Consider the following 24,567-nt stretch of genomic DNA (forward strand, 5'->3'; position numbering starts at 1 on the left):
AGCATTTATTAAAGACTGATCACTGATAGTTAACTTTAACATCGTCTGCTTTTAGAACCAATAGAAAGGAAGAATGTTCCCATAATAGAATGAAGTGCTAGATTAGTATAAAAGAAAAGACGGAGAGGAAAAGGCTTATGAAGGAGATCCTCATCAATTATATGAAAAAATATAGTGATCGGAGTGAAGCGGAATTGGATAAGGTCGCTTCTGATGTCGTTATCACTCCATTCAATAAAGGGACGGTGTTGTTGCAACAGGGGGAGGTCACTGAGCAGTGTTTCTTTATTTTAAAAGGTTGTATCCGTAAGTTTGCTGTGAGCGAATCCGGAAAAGAAACGACCGTCGAATTTTATACGGAAGAACAGAGTGTAACCATCTTCCATCCACATGGATTATCTGATCAACCTTCCAAATATTCATTGGAATGCGTTGAAGATTGTGTCCTGGTCGTAGGTGATTTATCTGAAGAGCAGGTGGTGTACGACACCAATCCAGGTCTTGAAACGATGATCCTCAAAATGGTGGAGGGCGACATGGGTGAAATCCATGATCATTTTGCGGCATTCATTTCATCCACTCCAGAAGAGCGGTATCAATCCATTCTTGAAAACAGGCCAGAATTGTTAAAAAGGGTCCCACAGCATCAGCTGGCCAGCTACCTGGGGATAACGCCTGAATCCCTGAGTCGCATCAAGAAGCGGTTAGGAAGCTCCCAAATATGAAGGTCGGGAGTTGTGTAGAGTCTGGATTCCTTTGAAGAACAGCCAGATCCCGAGTCCTAATTCGCCAATCATCATAGGAAGGCTTAAAAAGATCTCCATGTCAGCTGTCATAGTCTCATATTGAGGAAGTCCATTGTACATGGAATGGATCAAAGTATAGCTTACTCCCGCTATGATTAACAAAATACTTATCCATTTGGGAATAAAAGGAGCTTTTAGAGCCAAAATGCCCACCATGATCAAGTGAAATCCGAATACGATCAGTCCTATCGACCAGAATTTCTCAAAAAGAAGAAGACTGTCCATCACTTGTTCAACTGTACCTGAATTGTCTAGAATGATCCGGCTTACAATCACTAGATGGAAGACAGCCATGGCAAGGATGATCGTGTAGAAGAGACGGAGAACTCCTACCAGTAATGCGTAAAGGGGATGGATAGGTTTCAAGACTTTATAAAGTGCCCAGGCTACGATGAGATCAGTAAGAATAATAACGCCCCAGCCGGCGATTTCCATATGAAATAAGGAAAGTGAAGGCCGCAGGAGGTCATACGTTTTTGCTGCGTCTTCGTAGATGACCAATGAGCTGTGCGCGTATCCATAGGAGAAGAAAGCAGCAATGGTCATCAGCATCAAACTTAAGCCGGCTATCATTGCTGGTTTTGGTTGGAAATCTTCCTTTCTTTTAACTGTTTTCATTATAAACCTCCTTGTCTGTTTGATCTAATTGTACGCCGGCCTGCGAAATCCCACATTGACTTAAGTCAATAGATTCAAAAGAGTAGCCAGATGTTGCCCATCAATATTGATCATCTCAATGGAAATGTTTGATACTCAGTCTTTAAAAAAATGATTGGTTCGTGATTATCGAATTGGTTTTGATGGAGGATTCTGGCATCTGATGTAGAATGAGTTCGAATGGTGCAAAAGCAAATGAAAGGGAGGTGAATGAATGGAACCGAAAATGATTGTACTGGAGGAAAAGAAAATGGTCGGTAAATCAATCCGGATGACCCTGGCTGAAGACGCTACCCAGGAGCTTTGGAAAAGTTTTATGCCTCACCGGCAATCCATTCCGGATCGTGTGGATGAAAGGCTTTACAACCTGAAAGTTTTTGATCAAGGATTCGACCCAAAACAATTTCATCCTTCCACCCCTTTTGTGAAGTGGGCAGCTGTGGAGGTTTTGCCACGAACTCATAATGAGGACCCTGGGATGGAAACCCTTGTTTTAAAGGGAGGGTTGTATGCCGTATTTTTGCATCGAGGTCCTGCTGATCGTTTCAATCAAACGTTGCAGTACATATTTGAAGAGTGGCTCCCAGCTTCTGCCTACGATTTGGATGACAGGGCGCATTTCGAACGCTTCACCATTGACTATTATCCAGCTGATCCTGAAGCTGTGGAGGAAGTATGGATTCCTGTTAAAGCGGTGCACGAATAAGTATGGAAGCATGGCTCTGCAAGGATGATTAAATGAAGGGTTCTTTTGTGAATTTCGTTCATTTCAGTTGAAGTCTTCCTCTCAGGAGGCAGGCATATGTAAGGATGAGGAGTCGTAGTATGGAATTTGTTACAGTGAAAGTCCTCTATATTGCTTTATTCATTTTAGTGATCCATACCATAGAAACCCTGGCTTATGCGGTGCGATTATCAGGAGCAAGAGTAGGATTGATCGCTTCTGCGCTATCTCTGTTCAACTTGATGGTCATTGTCTCAAGGATGGCCAATATGATGCAGCAGCCGTTTACGGGGAGTTTGATTGACACCGCTCCCGCGGCAGATCCTCTCTCCTTTGTAGAAAGTCAATACAGGGTCATTTTGGGAGCCTCCACGGTGGGGACGATTCTCGGGATGATTTTACTTCCGACCTTTGTGGCCTTGTTTTCACGGTCGATCATTCGTTTATCAGAAAAAGGGGGATCGATCCCTTCCTTGTTTCGGATGCTTTTTTCCATCGAATACATAAAAAGAGGGTTGCACCAAATCCACCTTCCCAACAGAAAGTACCTGAAGGGTTTTTCATTGGACCATATCCCGAAGCGGTTGTTTTTCAACAATATGATTGTGACATCGATTTATACCGTGGGTGTTTTGTCAGCATTGTACGCGGCCCTGCTGGTTCCAGAAAGAGCCTCTACAGCCATCATGGCTTCTGGTTTGATTAACGGAATCGCCACTATTCTATTAGTCATTTTCGTTGATCCTAAAATCTCCGTCATGGCCGATGATGTTATTAATAAAAAGGGAGATTATAGTAAACTGAAAAATTTATCGCTTATGATGATCACATCCAGACTGTTCGGAACGCTTTTGGCGCAGCTCGTTTTCATCCCGGGTGCAAAATACATTGCCTGGTTCACAAAGTTTATCGTGTAATGGGAAAAGGGGGAGTTTGGTGGGAGACATAAAGAAAATACATATCATCGGTTCGGTTGCGAGTGGGAAGACGACTTTGGCAAGAAAGCTATCTGGAGAGTTGAACCTTCCTTATCATGAGCTGGATAATGTCGTTTGGAAGAGGCACCAGTCGGGCGATATTCGAAGAACAGAAGAGGAGAGGGCCGAGTACTTGAAGGGTATTGTCGGGATGGAAGGATGGATCATGGAAGGTGTCCACAATGAGTGGTGGGTGGAAGAAAGTTTCCGTCATGCGGATGTCATCATTTTCCTCGATACGAACTACAATGTCCGGACTTACCGGATTATCAAGCGGTTCATTTTACAAAAGTTACGTTTGGAGAACGCTCATTATACACCTACCTTCCGAATCTTCCTTAAGATGTTCAAGTGGAATAAGTATTTTGAAGAAAACGGGAAACCACACTTTTTTCAAGCTTTTGAGGAAGTTCAAGATAAAGTGCTCAAGGTGAGTACAATTAAAGAGTTGGATCAGAGACTAACTTCTCTTCGATCGAATTCTTCAGTAGAAAATAAGTGATGCAGCTTTTGAAAGCGCCTATGGAAAGCCACAGGAAAATGGTGGTTTTCTTTTTTTATGAAGAAATATTTGTTGATATAACAAGGGTTGTAGCCTTTTTTAAAACTTTTTGTGTTTTTTTGTGATCCAAATTGCATCTCCTCTCGTTAGCTTAGTGAAATCAAAATTAAGAGGAGTGGTTGGAAATGAAAAAACAAATCAATTGGAAAAAGTCTTTAATCGCTTTGCCGATGTCTGCAGCACTTATGTTGCCGACAGCCACGGTTACATTCGCCGATGATCACGGAGATCACGAAAAAATGTCAGATGTAACGGTATCGACGCCGGCTGCTGATTTACGCGCAACCCTTGATCAATCCCTTTCCGAGCACGCCTACCTTGCCGTTGTAACGATGCAGAAGGGGATTGAGGGAGCCGAGGATTTTGATGCAGCGGCAGCAGCTCTTGAAGGAAATACACAGGATTTGACCGCAGCGATTGCTTCCGTTTATGGAGACGAAGCTGGCCAGAAGTTCGAATCGATGTGGTCTGAACATATCGGATATTTTGTAGACTACGTGAAAGCGACAGCTGAAGAAGATGAAGCTGGACGTGAAGAAGCGTTGAGTAACTTGGATGACTATCGTGAAGATTTCTCCATGTTCCTGGAAACAGCAACAGGTGAGCGCTTAGAAGCATCCTCTCTGGCTGAAGGTCTGCAAATGCACGTCAATCAGCTGATCGGTGCTTTTGACAATTATGAAGAAGGCGACTTTGATGAAGCCTATCAAAAACTACGCACGAGTATCGACCATATGTATGGAGTAGGAAAAGGTCTATCCACTGCGATTACGGACCAATTCCCTGATAAATTCGAAAACACGAATCCAGCGACACCGGCGGCTGATCTTCGTGCAGACTTGAACCATCTGCTATCTGAGCACGCAGCCCTTGCCGTCCTTGCGATGCAAAAAGGCGGAGATGGTGCGGAGGACTTTGAAAATGCTGCAGCTGCGCTCAGCAATAATACCGAGGACCTGACAGCGGCTATCACTTCTGTTTATGGCGATGAAGCCGGACAGCAGTTTGAAGATATGTGGTCTGAGCATATTGGATACTTCGTTGACTATGTAGAAGCGACAGGGGCCGGAGATGAAGAAGCCAAAGAACAAGCACTGACGGCTCTCGACGGTTACCGTGCAGATTTCTCCGAGTTCCTTGATACAGCGACAGAAGGTGGATTAGAAGCAGAAGCGACTGCTGAAGGCCTTCAAATGCACGTAAACCAATTGACAGGATCGTTTGACAGTTATGTAGATGGTGACTTTGATGCTGCTTATGATCAGCTTCGTGAAGCGTATGCTCACATGTATGGGGTAGGTGAAGGACTATCTGGTGCCATCGTCGCGCAAAACCCGGACATGTTCGCCTCAGACATGCCTTCTGAAATGCCGGACACAGGTCTTGGTGGAACGGCAGATGAGGGATTGAACGCTTGGATGATCGCTTTCGCAAGTATGGCAGCCGTCCTATTCGCCGCAATGATCGGCGTACGCAAAAGCAAAAACAATGCCTAAAAGTTAGTTATTTTATTTACTGAATTTACCACACCAGGTCATACAGATATTTCCATTATTTACAGAAGGCTTTGTCATGGTCAACAAGGTTTCTGGTCTCTCACATGGATGATTATTTAACCTATTCACTTGCACAGGGGGAGGGTTAACAGGTATCTATTTTCATATAGATGCCTGTTTTTTTTCGGCTGTCTTCAAGGGAAAGAAGGCCGTTTTCTGAAAAAACTGATCTATTCCTATGAATCATGTTATGATGGTCGATAATCATCTAACTTTCACTACAGATTAGAAAAGTGTCCATCCAATATTAATTACCCTCTCATAACCAGCGTCATTTGAAGGAGGTCCGCAGATGCAATACATAGGCTTGGACTTATCGGGACCCAGTAACACGAAAGACACCGTACTCGTTCATTTTCAGAAGCAGGGAGACAAGCTTTATTATGAACAACATGAAACACCTGTGAATGACCATGGTTTACTTACATACATAGAGTCTTTAGCGAATAGAGATTCCGTCACGATAGGGATAGACGCTCCATTATCCTATGAAGACGGGGGAGGAGACAGGGAAAGCGACAAAGCCTTGAGAAGCTTTGTAACTGAGCTGGGTATGAAAGGGGCCTCCATCATGCCGCCGACGATGATGCGCATGGTGTACTTATCCTTGAGAGGGATCCGGATCACGAGAGAAATTGAACGCCTTTCCACGCCATATGAGATTCATCTCGTGGAAGTCCATCCTGGAGCCGCCCTGGGAGCAAGAATGGAAAATATCGATGATGTGCTTTACTACAAACAGGACCACTCGATTCGTAAAAGAATAAGAACATGGTTCGATTCACAACAAATGCTGGGTGTACCGGAAAGAATGGCTGAAGAATCTCACACCATCGACGCTTGTGCAGCTGCTCTTGCGGCCTGGCACTGGCAGGATCCTGACCACGAACCCGCCTGGCTGTTCAGGGCATGCCCGCCTCTTCACCCTTATGAATTTTGTTGTTGATACCTTCAAATGGCGTAAATGAACACTCGCTCCCTGCAAGAGTGGGGGCCTTAAATGACTAGGAAGTTTTAAATAGGAAAGGAGACACAATCAACATGAAACCATTGAAAGAAAGAACATCCATTCGAAACGAAGAAAACACCGGTACAACATCCGGTTTATGTGAAGGATATATTCAAACCAATATGGTGACCCTCCCGAAAGCGTATGCCTTCGATTTTTTGTTGTTCTGCATGAGGAATCCGAAGCCTTGCCCCTTGGTCGAAGTAATGGAAGCGGGGCAGACCGAACCGAAAGTGGCGGAGGCGGATATCCGGACCGACCTGCCGCGTTACCGCATTTACCGTGATGGAAAGTTTTCAGAAGAAGTCCTGAACATCTCCGACGTATGGCAGGATGATTTCGTAACGTTTCTCATCGGCTGTAGTTTCACTTTTGAAAAAGCGCTCCTTGATGGAGGAATCCCTTTGTTCCACCAGCAGCAAAAAAAAGTCGTTCCTATGTTCGACACAACCATACCGCTCGAGCCTGCCGGAATTTTCAAAGGGAATATGGTCGTCAGTATGCGGGCGATCCCGAACGATTTAGTCGATCAGGCCCTTGCCATATCCGAACGATTTGAACAATCACACGGCAGTCCTGTCCATATCGGGGCCCCGGAAGAAATCGGAATCAAGGATCTTGAGAATCCGGATTATGGAGAAGCCGTCGAATTCGACGCTGCAGAAGCGACGCCTGTTTTTTGGGCGTGCGGGGTGACCCCACAAAATGCGGCGCTTCAAGCGAAGCCACCAATCATGATTACCCATGCTCCGGGTCATATGTTGATTACCGATCAATTGGATCCGAATTATGAAAATGGGTAACTCTTACCAAACAAGATTCCGAACTTGCAACAAAGCCCCTGTAGTGATAAGTTTTTCTTAACAAAACCTTTACAAAACAGGAGCGATACATATGGATACACAATCTCAGATGAAGCTTTTTACATTAAACTCCAATGAACCATTGGCTCAGGAAATAGCAGAGATCCTGGAAGTTCCTTTAGGGAAGAGTAAAGTCGTCCGTTTCAGTGATGGAGAAGTGCAGATCAATATCGAAGAAAGTGTGCGCGGTGACGATATCTACCTGATTCAGTCCACCTCCCAGCCGGTCAATGAGCATGTGATGGAAATGTTGATCATGGTCGACGCCTTGAAGCGCGCTTCCGCTAAGACGATCAATGTGGTCATTCCTTATTACGGGTATGCTCGCCAGGACCGCAAAGCACGTGCCCGTGAACCGATCACAGCGAAATTGATTGCCAACCTTCTGGAGAAGGCAGGAGCTGACAGAGTCATCTCTTTGGACTTGCATGCCCCGCAGATCCAAGGTTTCTTCAACATTCCGGTTGATCAGCTGCAGGGAATCCCGATCCTGGGAGAGTACTTCAAAACGAAAGACATCGAAGACCTTGTTGTTGTCGCTCCTAATACAAGCGGTTTAAACCGTGTAAGAAAGATGGCGAACATCCTTGATGCCCCTCTTGCGTTCATCGATAAACGAAAAGCAGAACCCGGGGAACCAGAAGTCCGTGACGTTGTCGGAGAAGTGGAAGGCAAAAATGTCATCATCGTCGATGATATGATGGATACAGCAGGTACCGTGACTGTAGCTGCCGATATTCTCCATGAAAATGGCGTCAATGATATCTATGCCTGCGGTACGCACGCGGTATTATCCGATCCGGCCGTCATTAAAATTGAGCAGTCTCCAATCAAAGAATTGGTCATCACGAATTCCATCTTCCAGCCGGAAGAAAAACAGATTGATAAAATGACCGTGCTTTCTGTTGCGCCTCTGCTCGCAGATGCGTTGCTCCGCGTCCAGCACGAGCATTCCGTGAGTGTCCTGTTTGATTAATTTTTAATGTTCAAATGCACCTCTTTCCGAAGAGGTGCTTTTTTTGTTTGAACAATTATTATAGATCTATGAAAATACAGTTGCACATACAATACTGTATGACATATACTAAGTGTAGATAGTGTTTGTCGTACAGTATATAGAGGAGTGAAGATTTTGAGTCAACTACTGAACTCATTGCTGACCGAACAGCGGAGGGGGAACCTGACGTTGGCGGTCCTAAGTCAGCTGCGGACGCCGCAATATGGGTACTCTCTCGTAAAACGATTAGAAGATTCAGGCATCACCATTGACCAAAGTACGCTTTACCCTTTGCTTCGCCGGTTGGAAAAAAAAGACCTGGTCACGAGCAGCTGGGATACTACAGAGTCCCGCCCCCGGAAGTATTATGTATTGAGTGTTTATGGGGAAAATGTTTTTCAAACGTTGAAGGAAGAATGGAAAAAAGCGACGAATGAATTGTTCCGCTTATTGGAGGAGGAGAACAATGAAATGGATTGATGTCTATTTACAGGAAGTTGAACGCCGGCTGCCAGAGAAGAACCGGGAAGACATTTTGCTTGAAATCCGATCGACGATCGAGGATATGCTTCCTGAGAACCCTTCAGAGGAAGATGTCAAAGGAGTGCTTCAGGGATTGGGCGATCCTGTAAAGCTTGCCCATGGATACAGTGAGAAGCCGATGCATCTGATCGGTCCTCGTTATTATGATACCTATATCTCCCTTATAAAAATGATCCTGCCGATCGCGATTACGATTTCATTAATCACTCTCGTCGCTGAGAATATTTTGGGGACGGTGGAGGAAGGCAACGTGATTACGATGATCCTCGCCATTGTCGGTGAGGGCGTCTGGCGAGTGATTTCCGTCGGCATGCAAGTATTTTTTTGGGTCACGATCATTTTCGCCCTGATCGAACGTGTGGACATCGGTATAGAAGATGAAGAACGAAGGTCTCCGCGCAAAAAATGGACACCCACAGATTTGAAAAAAGTTGCTCGTGCCCCGAGGAGACGTTCGATTTCCCAGTGGGAAGTTTATGGAGCATTTCTTTGGACAGCGATTTGGGGAACGGTCTACTTCCACGCGGATCAATTGTTAGGAATCTATGAAAACCAAGGAGAAGAACTGACCTTCATTACCCCGGCTCTGAACCAGGAAGTCCTGCTCAGCTATTGGCCCGGAGTCGTTCTCGTGATCGGGCTGGAAATTGCATTGGCTCTCTATAAGCTATTGAAGGGAGAATGGAGCAAGGGCATCATGTGGTTCAATACTATTCAAGAAGGCGTATCCATAGGGATATTCGTTTGGATCATTACAGATGAAAAGCTGTTCGCTTCGTCATTTATCAACTATATTTCGGATCTTTTCCAATGGAATTCAGCTCAAGTCGAGAATGGTCTGGCTTGGAGAATAGCCGCGATCTTCATCATTTTTTCTTTATGGAACATCATAGATGGATTCATCAAATACAAAAGAGGCGTGAAGAAGACGAAGTTAAATCATGAATTCGTAAAATAAGGTGGAGTAAAAAGGTGACCCGATTTGTTCAGGGTCATCTTTTTGGTGTATTACCCAAAATATTCCTATTGATGTTAAGATAAAGGGAAACAGTTGGTTAAGGAGCAACAAAAATATAGCACTCGTACCGGGCTAGGAATAGAGGGGGAAATGACCATGGAATATAGGACAAAATGGGTAGTATCCACACTATGTACAATAACGATCCTTATGGGTATTTTCTTAGTAGGCACGCAGTCCTACTTCAATAGCAAAGAAATCGACAACGCTAGTAATCAATGTTATGACATCGGAGGGACTCCAGAAGTGGAAAGTAGTTTTTTAGCGATCAGCTACTCCTTTGAATGCCATACAGAGTAAGGTTCAACATTCCATGTGATTGAATAGGATTGTACCTAAAAAAAGCAGCTCATGCACACCATGAGCTGCTTTTTTCTATGAAATGCAGGGGCCAGCCCCCATGACCTTATAGATTTATGGCTCACAGGAAATTAGGGTGCCTCAGCTGTCAAATGCTTTCACATCCTATCAATCCTTGCTTCACTTCCATTTGACGAGTTGTACGAACATCTCTATAATTAATCCCTATGTGTTAAAAAAAGTCTCAGAACAAGAGGAGTATTCGTTTTCTGAACGTCTAAAGAACAAAGCCATTGTAAATCCGTCATAGATTTAAAAATACATTAACTATCACAGGTTAAAAAAACCTAGGAGGAAAATAATGAACGAAAAAACGAATAGGAGAACGAGAATTGACTGGATCACATTCAGCATCAGCGGGGGCTTTCTCGTCTTATTTTTACTCTTGTCGCTCTTGAATAAAGACCTGATGGGAGAATGGATCTCAAGCTCGTTCGACTTTTCTGTTACATTCTTCGGTGCCTTTTGGCAGCTGCTGCTACTGGCTACTTTCGTAGTGGGCGTTTCGCTGGCCTTATCTAAATATGGAAAAGTGAAGTTAGGAAAATTGGACCGGCCGGAGAATAGCTGGTTCCGCTGGGTCTCTATGATCCTTTGCACATTGCTTGCGAGTGGAGGTGTTTTCTGGGCAGCCGGAGAACCGATCTACCATTTCTTAACGACGCCACCACTTTTCGCTGATGAGGGAATGACAAGTGCACAGGCCGTGGTCCCTGGTTTAGCCCAGAGCTTTTTCCACTGGGGCTTTACCGCGTGGGCGTGTTTAGGTACTGTAGCTACGATTGTCCTCATGTATGCACACTATCATAAAGGGTATCCATTGAAGCCAAGGGCGATTTTGTATCCGATGGTCGGAGAAAAGATCTTTAATAAAAAAAGTGTCATCGGTGCTACCGCGGATATTGTATCTGTCATTGCCGTAGCCGCTGGAACAATTGGACCGATCGGCTTCTTAGGATTGCAAGTCGGTTATGCGCTCAATTATTTATTCAACATTCCGGATACGCTGTTCACGCAGTCACTGGTGATTATTTTCCTTGTGACAATCGCTGCGATTTCTGCTGCTTCCGGCGTGGATAAAGGGATTCAACTGCTGAGCCGTCTGAACGTCGGTTTTGCCGTTGTCCTAATGATCGGTATGCTCATCTTAGGACCGACCATGTTCATCATCGATTCATTCATCGCAGCAGAAGCCTTTCAAATCCAGAATTTCCTGCGTATGAGTCTTTATCGCGGTGACAGCGGCTGGCTTGGTTATTGGACCGTGTTTTTCTGGGGCTGGTTCCTCGGTTTCGGACCGGCGATGGCGATGTTCATCAGCCGGATTTCGAGAGGTCGTACCATCCGTGAGCTGATTCTTGCTGTAGCCATCATCGCTCCGATTGTGAGTAATTTCTGGTTTGCCGTTGTCGGAGGATCTGGTTTGTTTTACGAATTGGAATCACCTGGAGCGGTCTCCACGGCTTTGAATGAAACAGGCATGCCTGCCGCCGTGATGGCGATTATGGAACAAGTACCATTCGGCATGGTCATGGCTGCTGGATTCTTAATGGTGACGATTATCTTCGTCGCGACAACGGCCGATTCAATGTCTTATTCCGTCGCAGTTACGATTACAGGTGATACTCACCCGCCACGTGTCCTTCGTGTGTTTTGGGCGCTGTTGTTCGGGGGAATCGCTGCAACCCTTCTCGGTATTGGGGAAAGCAGTATTCAAACGCTGCAAAACTTCATCGTCGTTACCGCTGTTCCGGTTTCCTTGCTATTGCTGCCACCTGTCTGGCTGGCACCGAAAGTTGCAAAACGGATGGCAGAGGAACAAGGGCTGATTACGGAAAGTAGTAAACCTGCATCTGTTGAGGGAAAAGAACGGAAGACATCATAAATGAAATAAAAAAAGCCGCTATTCTATCTCTGAAAATCGATAGAATAGCGGTTTTTCATCTATATACGAACCTGAATCTTGTCGTACCTCATAAGATGGATGTTAACCCGTTGAAAAAATCTCAACTGGATGTGAAGAGCTGTGTGTCTAGTTCATACACATAAAATAACAAGAGGATTTTTAAAAAAAGGAAGTGACAAACCATCTGGAAATCGAACAGAAGATTATTCTTAACGCTTGGTTCCCTTGTTATTTTAGTGCTTCCTATTCTAACCAACCAGCTTATGACATTCCGTTGGTTCCATGTTGTCGGGGATGAGGAAACTTGGATTGCTTTTTATGGAAGTTACCTCGGTGGGATCATTGGAGGATTGATGACTCTGGCAGGTGTTTTGCTTACGTTTAGTTTCCAAAATAGGAACAAACTACAGGAAGATGAAGTGAATGAACATAAAACGCTTCTTATGCTCTATCCAAAGTTTCTATTAATCAAATCAAATTTAAAGGATATTAGATACTCCTTGGAAAACAATCACCATATGTTGGAGCAGGGGAATGAATGGAATCCTATGGAACGAGAAATGTTCAAGTGGAGAATAAACAGGTTAGCAGAAAAACTTAACTTTTTAGAAGAGATAGATTCAAGTAAGCTTCTTCCGGAAACAATTGTAAAGCTTCTGGAGCTGCATAGGGAATTAGAGAATATCTATGTTGCGGTTTCTGTATTAGAGGCGAATTTTGAAAGTGGGTTTCCATCTGAATCCTGGGAGGAATATTCCCATGGTGTGGAGGAGGCTATGGACCATTTAGATAAAACGATGAGGGACTTGAGTATATAACCAAGATTGAGAACATCACCTGTACTCCGTATGAAGGTAGAGTAGGTTTCCGCCTTTTCTTATTAGGGAAAATGGTTGTTATAAAACTTACTCAGGAGGAATCACCATGCCTAACGAAACCAAACAAACCTTCCATATTACAGACGACAGCGACTTCAACCGCGTCTGCGTTGAAAACGACGGACTAGCTTTCCCGGAACTAAAAAAAATGATGGAAGACTACATACTAAGCCAGGCCACCATGGAGTTTAAAGAATGCTGGATTCAGGATCAGCAAGTGGAAGAAGGGGAAGTCAGAACAGTCCAGGTCAATTTCCTGGATACGAACTCCCATAACTTTATCCGCCTCTATGGTTCGAAAAACAATGAAACTGATGAAGTATTGAATATGAAAGTGGATGCGATTGACTTGAATACGGAGGAAGTCGTTTATGAGCGTCAATTAGCATAAAACATGAAGAAGGCTGGCTTTTAAGCTAAGCCTTCTTTTTTTTGAAGATGGTTAACACAGTCGCGCAGAATACTGATTGATATATAAAAATATTTATACATGAACCTATATTTACTAATTTGTATTATACATGCCTCCGTTCTACAATTAGAAACGTAAACCAATTCAAATCCTCAGGAGGAATGAAAAATGAGTAAACATATACTAATGGTCGTTACGACGGCAGACAAGATGAATGACGAGTTGGACACAGGTCTTTGGCTTTCTGAATTCGGGGAAGCTTATGTAGAATTTGCAAAGAAAGGGTATGATATGACTATCGCAAGCCCGAAAGGTGGAAAAGCACCTGTGGATGACCGCAGTCTGGAAGGTGGCGAAACGCCTCAGGAAATTCTTGATACGGCGAAGCATTTGGAAAACACGTTGAAAATCGATGACGTCACCGATGTTTCCAAGTTCGATGCGATTTTCCTGCCGGGTGGCCATGGAACAATGTTCGATCTACCGGACAACAAGAAACTGCATGAAATCCTCCGTGACCTTTATGAAGCGGACAAGGTGGTGGCAGCGGTTTGTCATGGTCCTGCAGGTCTTGTTGGTGTGACACTTTCCGATGGTTCGCCAATCGTGAAAGGACAAACGGTTACGGCGTTTACCGATGAAGAGGAGCGTGCAACGACATTAGATGCCCACATGCCTTTCCTATTGGAAACACGCTTGCGTGAGCTTGGCGCAGACTTCGTCGGGGCAGACAATTGGTCCGATCACGTGAAAGTTTCCGGTCACTTAATTACTGGCCAGAATCCTCAATCAACCATCAGCGTTGCCAAAGAAGTTATCAACAAGCTTGAAAAATAAAGGAATGCGGGAGGCCTGTGAGTTTAACTCGCAGGTTCTTTCGTGGTAAAGGAGAAAAGTGATGATTACAATTAATGCCATTATTAAAGCGAAACAGGGGCAGGAAGAAGCACTTCTTGCAGAAATGAAAAAAGCGGTTGAACCATCCCGATCAGAAGAAGGGTGTCTCGAATATACCCTTCACCGTTCGTTGGACGATGACGGGACCTTTGTCTTTTATGAAACATGGGAAAATGAAGCGGCGTTGAAAGCTCATATTGATTCAGAGCATTATCAAGCTTATCGCGAGGCGACAGCCGAACTCACCGAATCGCGCACGGTTCATAAACTGCAGAAGTTATAAAAGGAACAGGAATCGATGATTGATTTTGAATGGTACCGTAGTTTCATCGGGATCTATAAGCATGGATCGGTATCCGCGGCTGCCAAAGCGCGCTTCATGACCCAGCCGGCGATGAGTCAGCATTTGGCTGCCTTGGAGTCAGAAGTCGGAGAACCGCTGTTTACTCGGGCACCAAGAAAAATGGTGCCTACGGATAAAGGGAAGGAATTGTACACGAAGCTTGTGCCTCTTATTGAAAACCTGGAAAGCACAACACAGGAAATCAAACAGACGTCTAACCATCCTTCAGAGATGCCGCTGGTCAAGCTGGGTTCACCGGTCGAGTTTTTTACAGGGAGAGTCCTTGAGAAGGTCCGTTCCCTGGATATCCGCTATCTTGTCCATTTCGGTACGGCTCCCACGCTTCTGAACCAGATGATCAACGAAGAAGTCGATCTGATCATGACTCCGCAGAAACAGACGGTCACAGGCATTGAATACACCCACTTGGAAGTAGAGACATTCGTCATTGTTGCCCCGATGAATATGAGGGTGGAGAAAGAGCTGGAGGATATCGAAGGCTGGCTCAAAGAGCAGGCGTGGCTGAGTTACGGCCTTGACCTTCCAATCATTCGCCGGTATTGGCGGGAACATTTCAACAAACGCCCGGATGTGAAAGCGAAGCACATCATCCCTAACCTGCAGTCGATCCTGAAGGCAATCGTTAGAGGGATGGGCATCAGTGTGCTGCCGCTATACTTGATTGAAGAAGCTGTAGAAGAAGGAAAAGTACAGATTCTCTTTCCTGAAACCTCTGTAGAGAACGCTCTATACGCTGCTTACCGCATCGATCAGCGCGAGGATCCGAATATCAAGTCCATTGTTCAACAGTGGAAAAAATAAGACCGTGGCTTCCCTGGTGAGGAGAAGACACGGTCTTTGTTTTATGAGTTGACGGTTGTTCCTTTCACCTGCTTCACGAATTCCTTCATGATTAAAGGCAGGTCCGGCCATGCGTGTCCGGAAATGAGGTTGTCATCAACATAATTCATTTCATCCATGTATGTGGCGCCGATACTCTCTACTTCAGGTCGGCATGCATGATAGGCGGTCATCTTGCGACCTTCTACGACGTCAGCGATCGTTGTCAACACAAGGCTGCCATGGCACATGACGGCGATCGGTTTTTCAGCGATGAAGAAATGGCTGACGATTCTCGGCAGGTCTTCATGCATACGAATATGTTCAGGGGCGCGGCCTCCTGGAATGATCAGTGCATCATAATCGTTCGGATCGACTTGTTCGAAAGTCATGTCCGAATCAATCATGTACCCTTTCTTCTCGGTATATGTTTCCCAGTCTTCAAAGTCGTGGATGACCGTATTCAATTTTTTCTTGTGAGGTGCGGCGATATCGACATCAAATCCTTCTTCCAGGCAGCGGAAATAAGGGTAATACACTTCCAACGCTTCGACAGCATCTCCGGTGACAATTAACACTTTCTTTGCAGTCATCTTTCACCCTCCTAAAGTAGAATTACATTAAGGTTTAGTACCCTTATTCTCGTCACGGATAACCACATATTTCCGTCATAAAGGCTTTTCTTTTCTAAAAATATCCATGGACTTTTGAATATGAAGTTTCCCTTGATAATAGTCTTTTTTATTAAACCTGACAGCAGTAAGCACTTGCTGTCAGGTTTTCATGATAAAGTATGGATAGAATGAGACATAGGGAGGGAAAGCCATGAGTTGGATTCAATCGATGCAGAAAGCTATCGACTTCATGGAACAGCACTTATTGGAGAATTTCTCCATGGATGAAGTCGCAAAGGCAGCCTATACCTCCCCCTATCACTTCCAGCGCATCTTCAGCCTTCTGACCGATACGACAGTCGCGGAATATTTACGAAGACGGAGGCTGACACTCGCAGCACAGGAACTGAGAAAGGGGGATCGGAAAATCGTCGATGTCGCTTACAAGTATGGCTATGAAACTCCCGAGTCTTTTTCCCGGGCCTTCAGGAAGCAGCACAGCATATCACCTCGAGAAGCTAAGAGTTACAGGGGGAAGATGACCGCATACAACCGCCTGGTCATCCAGGTGAATTTAAAAGGAGCTGATCCGATGGAGTATGAAGTAATGGAAAAAGAAGCGTTTCATGTGGTTGGTATGAAGGAAGAGTTTTCCTGTGTGAACGGCGAGAATTTGAAAGGCATCCCTCAGATGTGGGGGAAAGTAAATGGAGATGGTACAGACCAGAAATTGTTGAAAGAAAACAATGGTCCTGTAAAAGGACTTCTGGGAATCTGTGTCGACAAAACGGCTGTAAAAGAGAACCACATCGACTACTGGATTGCCACTTCCCATGAAGGGGGAGAGGTCCTAGGTTTAGAATCTTTGCATGTTCCAAGAGCAAAATGGGCGGTTTTCGGTGTGCATGGCGCTATGCCCCACGCCATGCAGGGAACCTGGAAGAAAATCTATTCCGAATGGTTTCCATCCAGCGGCTATGAAAATGCCGGTGGCCCGGAGCTAGAAGTCTATCACGAGGGCAATCCGAACAGTGAAGATTATTACTCGGAAATATGGATTCCAGTCAAATAGATCGGAGTAGCACAATCCTTTGTCGGATTGTGCTTTTTCTTATGGAATAAAGGATTTTATTGTAAAAATGTAGAAGATATCATGTATCCATGCTATTAAGGGGAGGGGAGTCGTGAGGTCCTATTTTTTGTTTCTTGCTGTTTTCCTAACCTCCTCTTTCTGCAACGATTCCTGACAAGGTCATCATCCATGAGATGGAAAGTTTTGAAGAGAAGAAACAAGGCGAAGCAATCGTCATTGCTGATAAAGAGGACATCCGCAAATTCCAGGTAGGAGTGTGGGGGCAGACAGCGAATCCGATTCAGTTGATATCGGTGACCCCGATTTTTCTTTTGCATTAGGGGAAGCATCATATTTCTTGTGGTTGGATTCATGCATAATCATGAACAAAAAGTAAACCTATACCTTTTATAGGCTGAAGGAACGGGACCATAAAAACATCCAAAGGAACATAGATGAAAGGAAGGGAAGACCGTGAGCCTTTTTACAGGAGTCTACCAAATCAATGTGAGAGTGAAAGAAATCAAACAAGCTGTGAAGTGGTATGAAGAAATCCTAGGTTTACGGATTTTGAAGGATTACGGAAAAACGGTTGTTCTCGAGCATGAGGGAGGAGTCCCGGTTTGTTTGATCGAAAAGCCTCCGCACACCGAGTTTCCGGACAACCTGGAGGGAACCCACCCTGTTTTCAGCATCTCTCCAGCTAGCGTGGAAAAATGCAGGAGAACCTTAGAGGGTCGTGGTGTCGTTGTCTTAGAAGGTGGAAGTGAAGGGCATTTCAAGTTCAGAGATTTGGATGGCAATCTATTGGAAGCCTATTTACCAAGTCTCTATCAGGAAGACCGCTTTAAGTCCTATCGTTGAGGAGGGAGAAATATGGAAATCGGATATACCATCTGTTTCATCCAGCGGGGTGAAGAATTGCTCCTGTTGAACAGAAACGCACCTCCCGTCCAGGGGTTGTGGAACGGTGTCGGAGGAAAAATAGAAGAAGGAGAGACCACGCTTTCTAGTGTGCAGCGTGAAGTTGCAGAGGAAACGGAACTTTTTCTCGAAGCGCATCTATTCGAATATAAAGGGACCATTTCCTGGGCAATAGATGGCGGGAGAACAGGCGGGATGAAGGCGTTTGTCGTTCGCATCGATGATGATGTCTACTCAAAGCCAGTGGAGATGGATGAGGGCATTCTGGCCTGGAAAGACATTTCCTGGGTCCTTTCCGAGTGCAATTACGGGGTCAGCCCGATGATTCCGTATTATCTACATACTGTTTTGAATGAAAAACAACCATTCCATCATCATTTTACCGTCCATCAAGGACAGATCTTGGAATATGTGAAAAGGAAGGAGAGCATGCATGTTGTTGTTCCGTGAGCTCAAACAGGAAGATTGGAAGAAGATCCATACCTATGCTTCGAAAGAAGAGGTCTCTCAATACCAGCCATGGGGTCCGAATACGGAAAAGGATACCCAGGACTATGTCCAGCACTTAGTCCACGAAATCAGGCAGCCGGAACCTCGTAAACATGCGTGGTCCATCCTTCGCGAGGCGGATGAAGACCTCATTGGAGTTGCAGAACTGACGATTTTGGATGCTTACCATCAGACTGGAGAAATCGCGTATATCCTCCACCCGGATGAATGGGGGCGCGGATTGGGGACAGAAGTAGCACAAAGGTTGATCCGTGATGGGTTCCAGTCGTTTCTTCTAAAGCGTATCCAGGCGACTTGTCACCCCGATAACAAAGGTTCGATACGGGTGTTGGAAAAGTGCGGCATGGAGATGGAAGGACGTTTGCGGGGCCATTTAAAAATGAAAGAAGGGCGCCGTGATTCCCTGCTCTTCAGCGTGTTGAGTGATGGATAAGTGGCGGGGAGCAGCAGCTGTCTGTATCAACGAACAGTATGAACTTTTGATGGTTCTCCAGGGCAAGCCGGAAGAAACGAAAACATGGACCGTTCCATCAGGAGGTCTGGTTCATGGAGAGAGCTTTGAACAATGCTGCGAGAGAGAAACTTTAGAAGAAACGGGCTACATCATTCATGTGACGGAACGTTTGCAAACGAAAAGAGGAACTATTGGAAAGACGGATATCCATGTCGAATACTTTTCCTGCACCGTGACGGGTGGAAGAATGCAAATCCAGGATCCTGACCATCTGATTCATGAGGTTCGCTGGATTTCGCAAGATGATTTAGTCGAATTGTCACTCTCTTTTCCTGAAGACCAGCCCTTTTTATATCATTTGCTGACAAAAAAGAATCAAGGAGTGGATCATACATGAAGCTGCTTATCATCGGCGGGACGAAATTTCTGGGGAGACACATCGTTGAATCAGCCCTAAGCGATGGTCATGAGGTGACGATATTTCACAGAGGGAAGACCAACCCTGGTTTATTTGAAGAGGTGAATAATATTTACGGAGATCGGGAGAACCTTGAGGACCTGGAAAAACTGGCTGGTCAAAATTGGGATGTGGTTATCGATACGTGCGGGTACAAACCATCTACGGTATCCAGGAGTCTGGACGTTCTTGCCGGCTTTACAAAGAAGTATGTGTTCATATCGACCATTTCGGTGTATCCGGATTTTACAGGAGTGCCTGACCTGGAGGAAACAGCAGAACCGATGACATTAACGAAGGAGGAACTGCAACAGGCAGAACACAAAGAAACGTTTGATCCATCCTTATATGGACCTTTGAAATCTCATTGTGAGCAGGAAGTCCAAACCAGAATGAAAGATAAGAGCGTCATCATCCGGCCGGGATTAATTGTAGGGCCTCATGATCCGACCGATCGCTTTACATATTGGCCTTCAAGAATTGCTGAAGGAGGGAAAGTGCTCGCTCCTGGCCGGAAGGATCAACAGATTCAGTTCATTGATGCAAGAGATTTGGCAGAGTGGATTGTCCATCTGTCTGCAACAGAACACACAGGTATTTTCAATGCCAACGGTCCTGAAAACAAGCTCACTATACAGAAGTTTTTAGAGACGTGTGCATCCACACTGAATGAAGCGGTGTCCTTTACTTGGATACCTGCACCGTTTTTGATGGAGGAAGGTATTCAGCCATGGAAGGACCTTCCCGTGTGGATTCCGACAGATAAAGATTTCAGTCAGGATGCATCAAAGGCGATTCAGTGTGGATTGAAGTTCCGACCGTTAAAAGAAACCATTCTGGACACGTATCACTGGGACCAGCACCGATCGCATGGGGATAGAGGTGCTGGCATAACAAGGGATCAGGAAGCTGACGTTTTGAAAAAGTGGCAGAGACTGCAGAAGCACTGAAACGACTCAATGGTCAACCATTTTAAATGATGCGGAAAATGGTTTTAGAGGTTTTGGAGGTATATATGGAATGAATAATGAGAAACAAAGTCAGCCGTTAAAAGGAAAAGTCGCCATTGTCACTGGCGTAAGTCGTGAAAATGGGATTGGGACAAGTACGTGTTATAGACTCGCCCAAGCAGGGGCGGACCTCTTTTTCACTCATTACTGCCCTTATGATGAAACGGATGGAGAAGGAATAGAAGAACATTGGCCGGCACAGCTTGCGGCACAGCTGAATGAAATAGGGGTTCGAGCCGCTCATATGGAAGCGGATTTGAGGGATGAAGATCTGCCAAAGAAATTATTAGAAAAGGCAGTTGAAGAAATTGGAGTGCCTTCGATCCTCGTCCATAATGCTACATTCAGTGTGAATACGAACTGCAAGGATTTGACTTCAGAGCTTCTGGATCATCACTATGAAATCAATAATAAAGGCCCGGTTTTGTTAACACAGGCCTTCGCGAATTTATTTGAGAAAACGTTCCAAACGGAAAAAGAAGGAAGCATCGTCTTTTTAGTATCCGGAGGGCCGGATCCGAATAACCTGGCTTATATTGCGACTAAAGGGGCGTTGAAGGCGATCACTCCACCTTTAGCCACAGGACTTGCCCCCATCGGAATCAACGTGAATGCTGTCGACCCGGGCCCGACGGATACCGGCTGGATGGATCAGGAGACGAAGGAAGGCCTTCTGCCATTATTCCCTAAAGGGCGCTTGGGAAAGGCAGACGATGCTGCGAAGCTGATTCGTTTCCTTGTGAGCCCGGATGCTTCCTGGGTGACTGGACAGGTCATCCATTCGGACGGCGGTTTTTTAGGTCGATAATCATAAGAGGAGGACGATTCAAATGAAAAGCCCGATTCAAAACGAAGTAGGAGCCATTTTTGTCCCGGTCAAAGATATTGAGAAAGCCCGCGACTGGTACTGTGATCTGCTTGGTGTGCCGGCGGAAGATGATTTTCCAGGTGGTCACCTTTACGTTTTACCAATGAAACATGGAGGAGTCGTGCTGGATAGTAAGATTTATTCAGAAGAAGTGGTCTATGGAACGCCCGCCTTTCATTTTAATACAGAAGACATTGAGGAAGCTTATTCGTATATGAAGGAAAAAGGCATCGATGTGGTCTCTGATATTCAATTCGGGCACTTTTTCAATTTTAAGGATCCTGATGGGAATCTATTGATGATCTGCAAATGCTAGGAGGGGAACGATGATTTTACATACAGAGGTGGCAGGGGAAGGGGAGCCCCTCGTTTTTCTGCACACCGGCTTACAAACAGGAGAGACGGATTTTGAGAAGCAGCGGGAGTATTTTTCCTGCGAATACGAGGTGATTTCGCCTGATCTAAGAGGGCATGGGAAATCTTCTTCTGATGATTTGGATGACTATTATAACCAGGCGGCTGACGATCTGGCAGAAACGGTCCGTGCCGAGGAAATTAAAAGCGCTCATATCGTTGGTTGTTCATTCGGAGCCTTAGTAGCGCTGTTTCTAGCAAAGAAACATCCTGAATTTGTTCGGACTCTGACTATCTCAGGGGTGACTCCGCTTAAACCGGACAATTGGAAGACTATGAATGAAGAAGAATCCAAGTTCCGTATGAATCTTTTAAAAGATGAAGAAGCCTGCGCTTACTTTGACTCCCTCCACGGACAAGGCTGGCAGAGGTTTATTCATATGGGAGAGGACGAAGACTGGTATCCTTTTGATGAAGTCCACTCTATACAGGCGCTCACCATGCCTGTACTATATTTGATCGGGGAGGGGTTGGAACACGAGCTCAAAGGTGTGACTTTTTACAAAGAACAATCAGAATTCCTGCATGCAGCTGTTCTCCCATTTGCTTCCCACTTGGTTCATACAGAGCAGCCTGATTTATACAATAAGACGTTGGAAGTGTTCCTTTCTAAATATGAATTCTAAAGGCAAACCAGGCATAGAATGAAGGGAAAACGAACGGGTCAGGATGATCCATTCAACTTTCTAATATTAATGGTACTCATATTTGTCAGATGGGTGGACTGATCTTTATCATCGACCCGCAATAGGAAATTATTGTTGAGGTTGAGTGCAGCATTGTCGGAACTGAGTTGAGCGAAGACACTTATACCAATTGACTTACCGGCTGAGAACACTTCAATGCGGTCTCTTGTAACAAACATATCTATCACCTCGTTTCATTAAAGAGGGATCATTTATTCTATGAAAATGAGAAAAGGTAAGCCTGGACCCATGTTTGCACATAGCTGTGAATTTAGGAAGGAGGCTGGAGGATGAAACGGTTTGCTGTCATGACAGATGTTCACGGGAATATCCATGCCCTACAAGCTGCCCTTCGTGATCTCAAAAAGCAGCATGTAGATTTTACGGTTTGTACAGGTGATCTGATCGGGATCGGTCCATTTTCCAATCAAGTGTGCGAAAGGTTATATGCATTAAAGGATACGATTATTGTCAGAGGGAATCATGATGAAGCGGTGCTTGCCCTGATGAATGATGACCCTTATCCTGAAAGCAGGGCTGATGTGAAGGAGCATCATCAGTGGATCGCCGATCGTTTGTACAAGAGATATGCCAAGTGGATGGAAACGCTGCCAAGAAAGATCGTAAAAGAGGTAGAAGCACGTACGTTTCAGTTCACACACTATCCGATGGACACGAAAGCGAGTCTCCTGCCGATTAGTGAAGATCCCTTTGACCAGATCGGCCCACCGAATGGAGAAAACTTTTCACAGTTGGAGGAATTGGAAAGGGAAGCGATTGTATGCTTCGGTCATCACCATGACGGCCATCATTTTTCCATGAACGAGCAAGTATTCTTCAATCCCGGCGCTTTAGGGTGTAACAACGAACCATATGCCCGTTATGCCATCATTGAAGTAGACGGCAGAGATGTGCGATACATCAAGCGTCATGTGCCTTATCCAATGGCTACATACGTAGAACAATTGAATCGGATCGACTTCCCGCGTAAGGAAGTAATTCTGAAGATTTTTCAAAAAAACAGGAGGACGCATCATGACACCACCGAAACACATCGTATCAGCAGCGACTATTATAACGAATGAAGAAAATGAAGTACTTCTAATTAAAGGGCCGAAGCGTGGCTGGGAGATGCCTGGAGGTCAAGTGGAGGAAGGGGAATCCTTAAAAGAGGCGGCGATCAGAGAAACGAAAGAAGAGTGCGGATTGGAAGTGGAGCTTACAAAGTTCTGCGGGGTTTTCCAAAACGTCGATCGATCTATCTGTAACACCCTTTTCTTAGGAAAAGCGGTCGGAGGAACGTTGAGAACGACAGATGAGGCTCTGGAAGTCGGTTTCTTCCCCCTTGATATAGCACGTAAGATGGTGACTTGGGGAAACTTCTGGGAGAGGATTGAGCTTTGTTTAGATGAAAGCCGCCAGCCATTTTTAGTGGATTTCTGATTTTTTACTGATAAGAAAAGGAACTTCCCAAAAGGAAGTTCCTTTTTATCTTTCACACCCATTTCACGACATCTTCGAAAGAACGACGAGATTTTGCAGGCTGCTCCTGAGAGCGGTACCCGAACGCACACATCACGGAAATACCGAAGCTTCCATCCTCGAGTAGACCTTCGTTTTCCAGGAGTTCATTCATTTTCTCCATATTAAATCCTTCAATCGGGCAGGAGTCGATACCGATTTCAGCTGCCGCTGTCATCATGTTGGATAGAGCAATATACGTTTGCTTACCAGCCCAGTCATAAAGTGGGCGATCGCCTTCCAGCAGTTTGAAGTCTTCTTTTTGGAATTCTTCGATCCGGCTCAAATATTTTTTCAGGTTATCATCGGGGATCTGTTTGACGTTCTTGAAGTGGTCCTGCAAGTACTCGGAATCATACTGGGTATCTTTCCTCGTCCTTGCAAGGAAAATGACGAAGTGACTGGCATCTGGCAGTTTGCCATACGCTCCCCAGGCCGTATCTTTAATTTTTTGTCGGAGTTCAGGGTTCTGAACGACGACAAAGCGCCACGGCTCAAATCCGAACGAGCTCGGTGATAACCGGCCGACTTCAAGGATGAATTTGAAATCATCTTCTGGAATGGTTTTATCCGGGTTGAATTGCTTCGTTGCATGTCTGAACTTAGCGGCGCTTAAAATATCCTGCTTTTTCGTTTTGTCACTCATCTTTCTTTCCCTCCTCCTTTAAATTACAAAAGTAATATACCAC

The 24,567-nt window shown here is 45.1% G+C and carries 33 protein-coding genes; 29 read left to right on the forward strand and 4 right to left on the reverse strand.

From position 1 onward, the window contains the following. Nucleotides 1-137: 137 nt before the first annotated feature. Nucleotides 138-725 (forward strand): Crp/Fnr family transcriptional regulator, encoded by a 588-nt coding sequence (locus GLW00_RS15940; RefSeq protein ID WP_160915720.1) that lies wholly within the window; start codon nt 138-140, stop codon nt 723-725. Here GLW00_RS15940 and GLW00_RS15945 read toward each other — a convergent pair. Beyond that, nucleotides 705-1,424: a DUF4386 domain-containing protein gene (locus tag GLW00_RS15945; RefSeq protein WP_160915722.1), complete on the reverse strand. Its 720-nt coding sequence runs from the start codon at nt 1,422-1,424 to the stop codon at nt 705-707. The two genes, GLW00_RS15940 and GLW00_RS15945, sit on opposite strands and share 21 nt — an antisense overlap. A gap of 253 nt (nt 1,425-1,677) precedes the next feature. Between GLW00_RS15945 and GLW00_RS15950 the strand changes: the two genes are divergently transcribed. The 16 genes from GLW00_RS15950 (at nt 1,678) to GLW00_RS16025 (ending at nt 15,330) form a co-directional block, all read left to right on the forward strand. Next, nucleotides 1,678-2,169 carry a GyrI-like domain-containing protein gene (locus GLW00_RS15950; protein WP_160915723.1) on the forward strand — a complete coding sequence of 164 codons (492 nt, stop codon included), beginning with the start codon at nt 1,678-1,680 and terminating at the stop codon, nt 2,167-2,169. A gap of 119 nt (nt 2,170-2,288) precedes the next feature. After that, nucleotides 2,289-3,104 (forward strand): lipid II flippase Amj family protein, encoded by an 816-nt coding sequence (locus tag GLW00_RS15955; protein WP_160915724.1) that lies wholly within the window; start codon nt 2,289-2,291, stop codon nt 3,102-3,104. A 19-nt stretch (nt 3,105-3,123) separates the two neighbouring features. Beyond that, nucleotides 3,124-3,666: a P-loop NTPase family protein gene (locus GLW00_RS15960; protein ID WP_439108902.1), complete on the forward strand. Its 543-nt coding sequence runs from the start codon at nt 3,124-3,126 to the stop codon at nt 3,664-3,666. A gap of 185 nt (nt 3,667-3,851) precedes the next feature. After that, complete coding sequence (locus tag GLW00_RS15965) at nt 3,852-5,222, forward strand: copper amine oxidase (protein WP_202412536.1); 1,371 nt, start codon at nt 3,852-3,854, stop codon at nt 5,220-5,222. Nucleotides 5,223-5,574: 352 nt separating this feature from the next. Further along, nucleotides 5,575-6,228, forward strand: coding sequence for a DUF429 domain-containing protein (locus tag GLW00_RS15970; RefSeq protein ID WP_160915726.1), 654 nt, complete (start codon nt 5,575-5,577; stop codon nt 6,226-6,228). Nucleotides 6,229-6,323: 95 nt separating this feature from the next. Continuing rightward, a complete protein-coding gene (locus tag GLW00_RS15975; RefSeq protein ID WP_160915727.1) occupies nt 6,324-7,094 on the forward strand; it encodes a putative hydro-lyase in 771 nt (256 codons plus the stop codon). A 91-nt stretch (nt 7,095-7,185) separates the two neighbouring features. Next, a complete protein-coding gene (locus GLW00_RS15980; RefSeq protein WP_160915728.1) occupies nt 7,186-8,130 on the forward strand; it encodes a ribose-phosphate diphosphokinase in 945 nt (314 codons plus the stop codon). A 156-nt stretch (nt 8,131-8,286) separates the two neighbouring features. Next, nucleotides 8,287-8,631 carry a PadR family transcriptional regulator gene (locus GLW00_RS15985; protein WP_160915729.1) on the forward strand — a complete coding sequence of 115 codons (345 nt, stop codon included), beginning with the start codon at nt 8,287-8,289 and terminating at the stop codon, nt 8,629-8,631. Continuing rightward, nucleotides 8,618-9,652, forward strand: coding sequence for an HAAS signaling domain-containing protein (locus GLW00_RS15990; RefSeq protein WP_160915730.1), 1,035 nt, complete (start codon nt 8,618-8,620; stop codon nt 9,650-9,652). The genes GLW00_RS15985 and GLW00_RS15990 overlap by 14 nt, the downstream gene beginning before the upstream one ends. Nucleotides 9,653-9,808: 156 nt before the next feature. Beyond that, nucleotides 9,809-10,012 (forward strand): hypothetical protein, encoded by a 204-nt coding sequence (locus GLW00_RS15995; protein ID WP_160915731.1) that lies wholly within the window; start codon nt 9,809-9,811, stop codon nt 10,010-10,012. A 361-nt stretch (nt 10,013-10,373) separates the two neighbouring features. Then, entirely contained in the window at nt 10,374-11,957 is a 1,584-nt protein-coding gene (locus GLW00_RS16000; RefSeq protein ID WP_160915732.1) for a BCCT family transporter, read from the forward strand. A 440-nt stretch (nt 11,958-12,397) separates the two neighbouring features. Continuing rightward, nucleotides 12,398-12,796 (forward strand): hypothetical protein, encoded by a 399-nt coding sequence (locus GLW00_RS16005; protein ID WP_160915733.1) that lies wholly within the window; start codon nt 12,398-12,400, stop codon nt 12,794-12,796. Nucleotides 12,797-12,902: 106 nt separating this feature from the next. Further along, a complete protein-coding gene (locus tag GLW00_RS16010) occupies nt 12,903-13,247 on the forward strand; it encodes a hypothetical protein (RefSeq protein WP_160915735.1) in 345 nt (114 codons plus the stop codon). Nucleotides 13,248-13,436: 189 nt separating this feature from the next. Next, nucleotides 13,437-14,105 carry a type 1 glutamine amidotransferase domain-containing protein gene (locus tag GLW00_RS16015; protein WP_160915737.1) on the forward strand — a complete coding sequence of 223 codons (669 nt, stop codon included), beginning with the start codon at nt 13,437-13,439 and terminating at the stop codon, nt 14,103-14,105. A gap of 61 nt (nt 14,106-14,166) precedes the next feature. Next, on the forward strand, nt 14,167-14,448 hold the full coding sequence (locus GLW00_RS16020; protein WP_160915739.1) for a putative quinol monooxygenase: 282 nt from the start codon (nt 14,167-14,169) through the stop codon (nt 14,446-14,448). A 15-nt stretch (nt 14,449-14,463) separates the two neighbouring features. After that, nucleotides 14,464-15,330 (forward strand): LysR family transcriptional regulator, encoded by an 867-nt coding sequence (locus GLW00_RS16025; RefSeq protein ID WP_160915741.1) that lies wholly within the window; start codon nt 14,464-14,466, stop codon nt 15,328-15,330. A gap of 41 nt (nt 15,331-15,371) precedes the next feature. Here the strand turns inward: GLW00_RS16025 and GLW00_RS16030 are convergent, their stop codons facing one another. Beyond that, a complete protein-coding gene (locus tag GLW00_RS16030) occupies nt 15,372-15,941 on the reverse strand; it encodes a DJ-1/PfpI family protein (RefSeq protein ID WP_160915743.1) in 570 nt (189 codons plus the stop codon). Nucleotides 15,942-16,173: 232 nt separating this feature from the next. Between GLW00_RS16030 and GLW00_RS16035 the strand changes: the two genes are divergently transcribed. The 10 genes from GLW00_RS16035 to GLW00_RS16080 all read left to right on the forward strand — a co-directional run bounded on the left by GLW00_RS16035 (nt 16,174) and on the right by GLW00_RS16080 (nt 22,297). Further along, nucleotides 16,174-17,034, forward strand: coding sequence for an AraC family transcriptional regulator (locus GLW00_RS16035; RefSeq protein ID WP_160915745.1), 861 nt, complete (start codon nt 16,174-16,176; stop codon nt 17,032-17,034). A gap of 194 nt (nt 17,035-17,228) precedes the next feature. Beyond that, a complete protein-coding gene (locus GLW00_RS16040) occupies nt 17,229-17,375 on the forward strand; it encodes a hypothetical protein (RefSeq protein WP_160915747.1) in 147 nt (48 codons plus the stop codon). Nucleotides 17,376-17,508: 133 nt separating this feature from the next. Next, nucleotides 17,509-17,898, forward strand: a complete 390-nt coding sequence (locus GLW00_RS16045) for a VOC family protein (RefSeq protein ID WP_160915749.1) — start codon at nt 17,509-17,511, stop codon at nt 17,896-17,898. Between the two features lie 12 nt (nt 17,899-17,910). Further along, complete coding sequence (locus GLW00_RS16050) at nt 17,911-18,408, forward strand: NUDIX hydrolase (protein ID WP_160915751.1); 498 nt, start codon at nt 17,911-17,913, stop codon at nt 18,406-18,408. Continuing rightward, on the forward strand, nt 18,392-18,901 hold the full coding sequence (locus tag GLW00_RS16055; protein WP_160915753.1) for a GNAT family N-acetyltransferase: 510 nt from the start codon (nt 18,392-18,394) through the stop codon (nt 18,899-18,901). Before GLW00_RS16050 ends, GLW00_RS16055 begins: the two co-directional genes overlap by 17 nt. Beyond that, nucleotides 18,894-19,319, forward strand: coding sequence for an NUDIX hydrolase (locus GLW00_RS16060; RefSeq protein ID WP_160915755.1), 426 nt, complete (start codon nt 18,894-18,896; stop codon nt 19,317-19,319). Before GLW00_RS16055 ends, GLW00_RS16060 begins: the two co-directional genes overlap by 8 nt. Next, nucleotides 19,316-20,329 carry an SDR family oxidoreductase gene (locus tag GLW00_RS16065; protein WP_160915757.1) on the forward strand — a complete coding sequence of 338 codons (1,014 nt, stop codon included), beginning with the start codon at nt 19,316-19,318 and terminating at the stop codon, nt 20,327-20,329. Before GLW00_RS16060 ends, GLW00_RS16065 begins: the two co-directional genes overlap by 4 nt. A gap of 70 nt (nt 20,330-20,399) precedes the next feature. Further along, nucleotides 20,400-21,197, forward strand: a complete 798-nt coding sequence (locus tag GLW00_RS16070) for an SDR family oxidoreductase (protein ID WP_160915759.1) — start codon at nt 20,400-20,402, stop codon at nt 21,195-21,197. A 22-nt stretch (nt 21,198-21,219) separates the two neighbouring features. Then, complete coding sequence (locus GLW00_RS16075) at nt 21,220-21,573, forward strand: VOC family protein (protein ID WP_160915761.1); 354 nt, start codon at nt 21,220-21,222, stop codon at nt 21,571-21,573. 10 nt (nt 21,574-21,583) lie between these two features. Beyond that, entirely contained in the window at nt 21,584-22,297 is a 714-nt protein-coding gene (locus GLW00_RS16080) for an alpha/beta fold hydrolase (RefSeq protein ID WP_160915763.1), read from the forward strand. 38 nt (nt 22,298-22,335) lie between these two features. On the opposite strand, the gene GLW00_RS16085 is transcribed toward GLW00_RS16080, so the two are convergent. Further along, a complete protein-coding gene (locus GLW00_RS16085) occupies nt 22,336-22,536 on the reverse strand; it encodes a hypothetical protein (RefSeq protein WP_160915765.1) in 201 nt (66 codons plus the stop codon). 111 nt (nt 22,537-22,647) lie between these two features. On the opposite strand from GLW00_RS16085, the gene GLW00_RS16090 reads away from it, so the two are divergent. Further along, nucleotides 22,648-23,442 (forward strand): metallophosphoesterase family protein, encoded by a 795-nt coding sequence (locus GLW00_RS16090; protein WP_160915767.1) that lies wholly within the window; start codon nt 22,648-22,650, stop codon nt 23,440-23,442. Beyond that, nucleotides 23,393-23,800, forward strand: a complete 408-nt coding sequence (locus GLW00_RS16095; protein ID WP_160915769.1) for an NUDIX hydrolase — start codon at nt 23,393-23,395, stop codon at nt 23,798-23,800. The genes GLW00_RS16090 and GLW00_RS16095 overlap by 50 nt, the downstream gene beginning before the upstream one ends. Before the next feature lie 52 nt (nt 23,801-23,852). Here GLW00_RS16095 and GLW00_RS16100 read toward each other — a convergent pair whose 3' ends face one another. Further along, nucleotides 23,853-24,524: an NAD(P)H-dependent oxidoreductase gene (locus GLW00_RS16100; RefSeq protein ID WP_160915771.1), complete on the reverse strand. Its 672-nt coding sequence runs from the start codon at nt 24,522-24,524 to the stop codon at nt 23,853-23,855. Between the last annotated feature and the right edge of the window lie 43 nt (nt 24,525-24,567).

Source organism: Halobacillus litoralis, assembly GCF_009856445.1.
In the GTDB taxonomy this organism is placed as follows: domain Bacteria; phylum Bacillota; class Bacilli; order Bacillales; family Halobacillaceae; genus Halobacillus; species Halobacillus litoralis.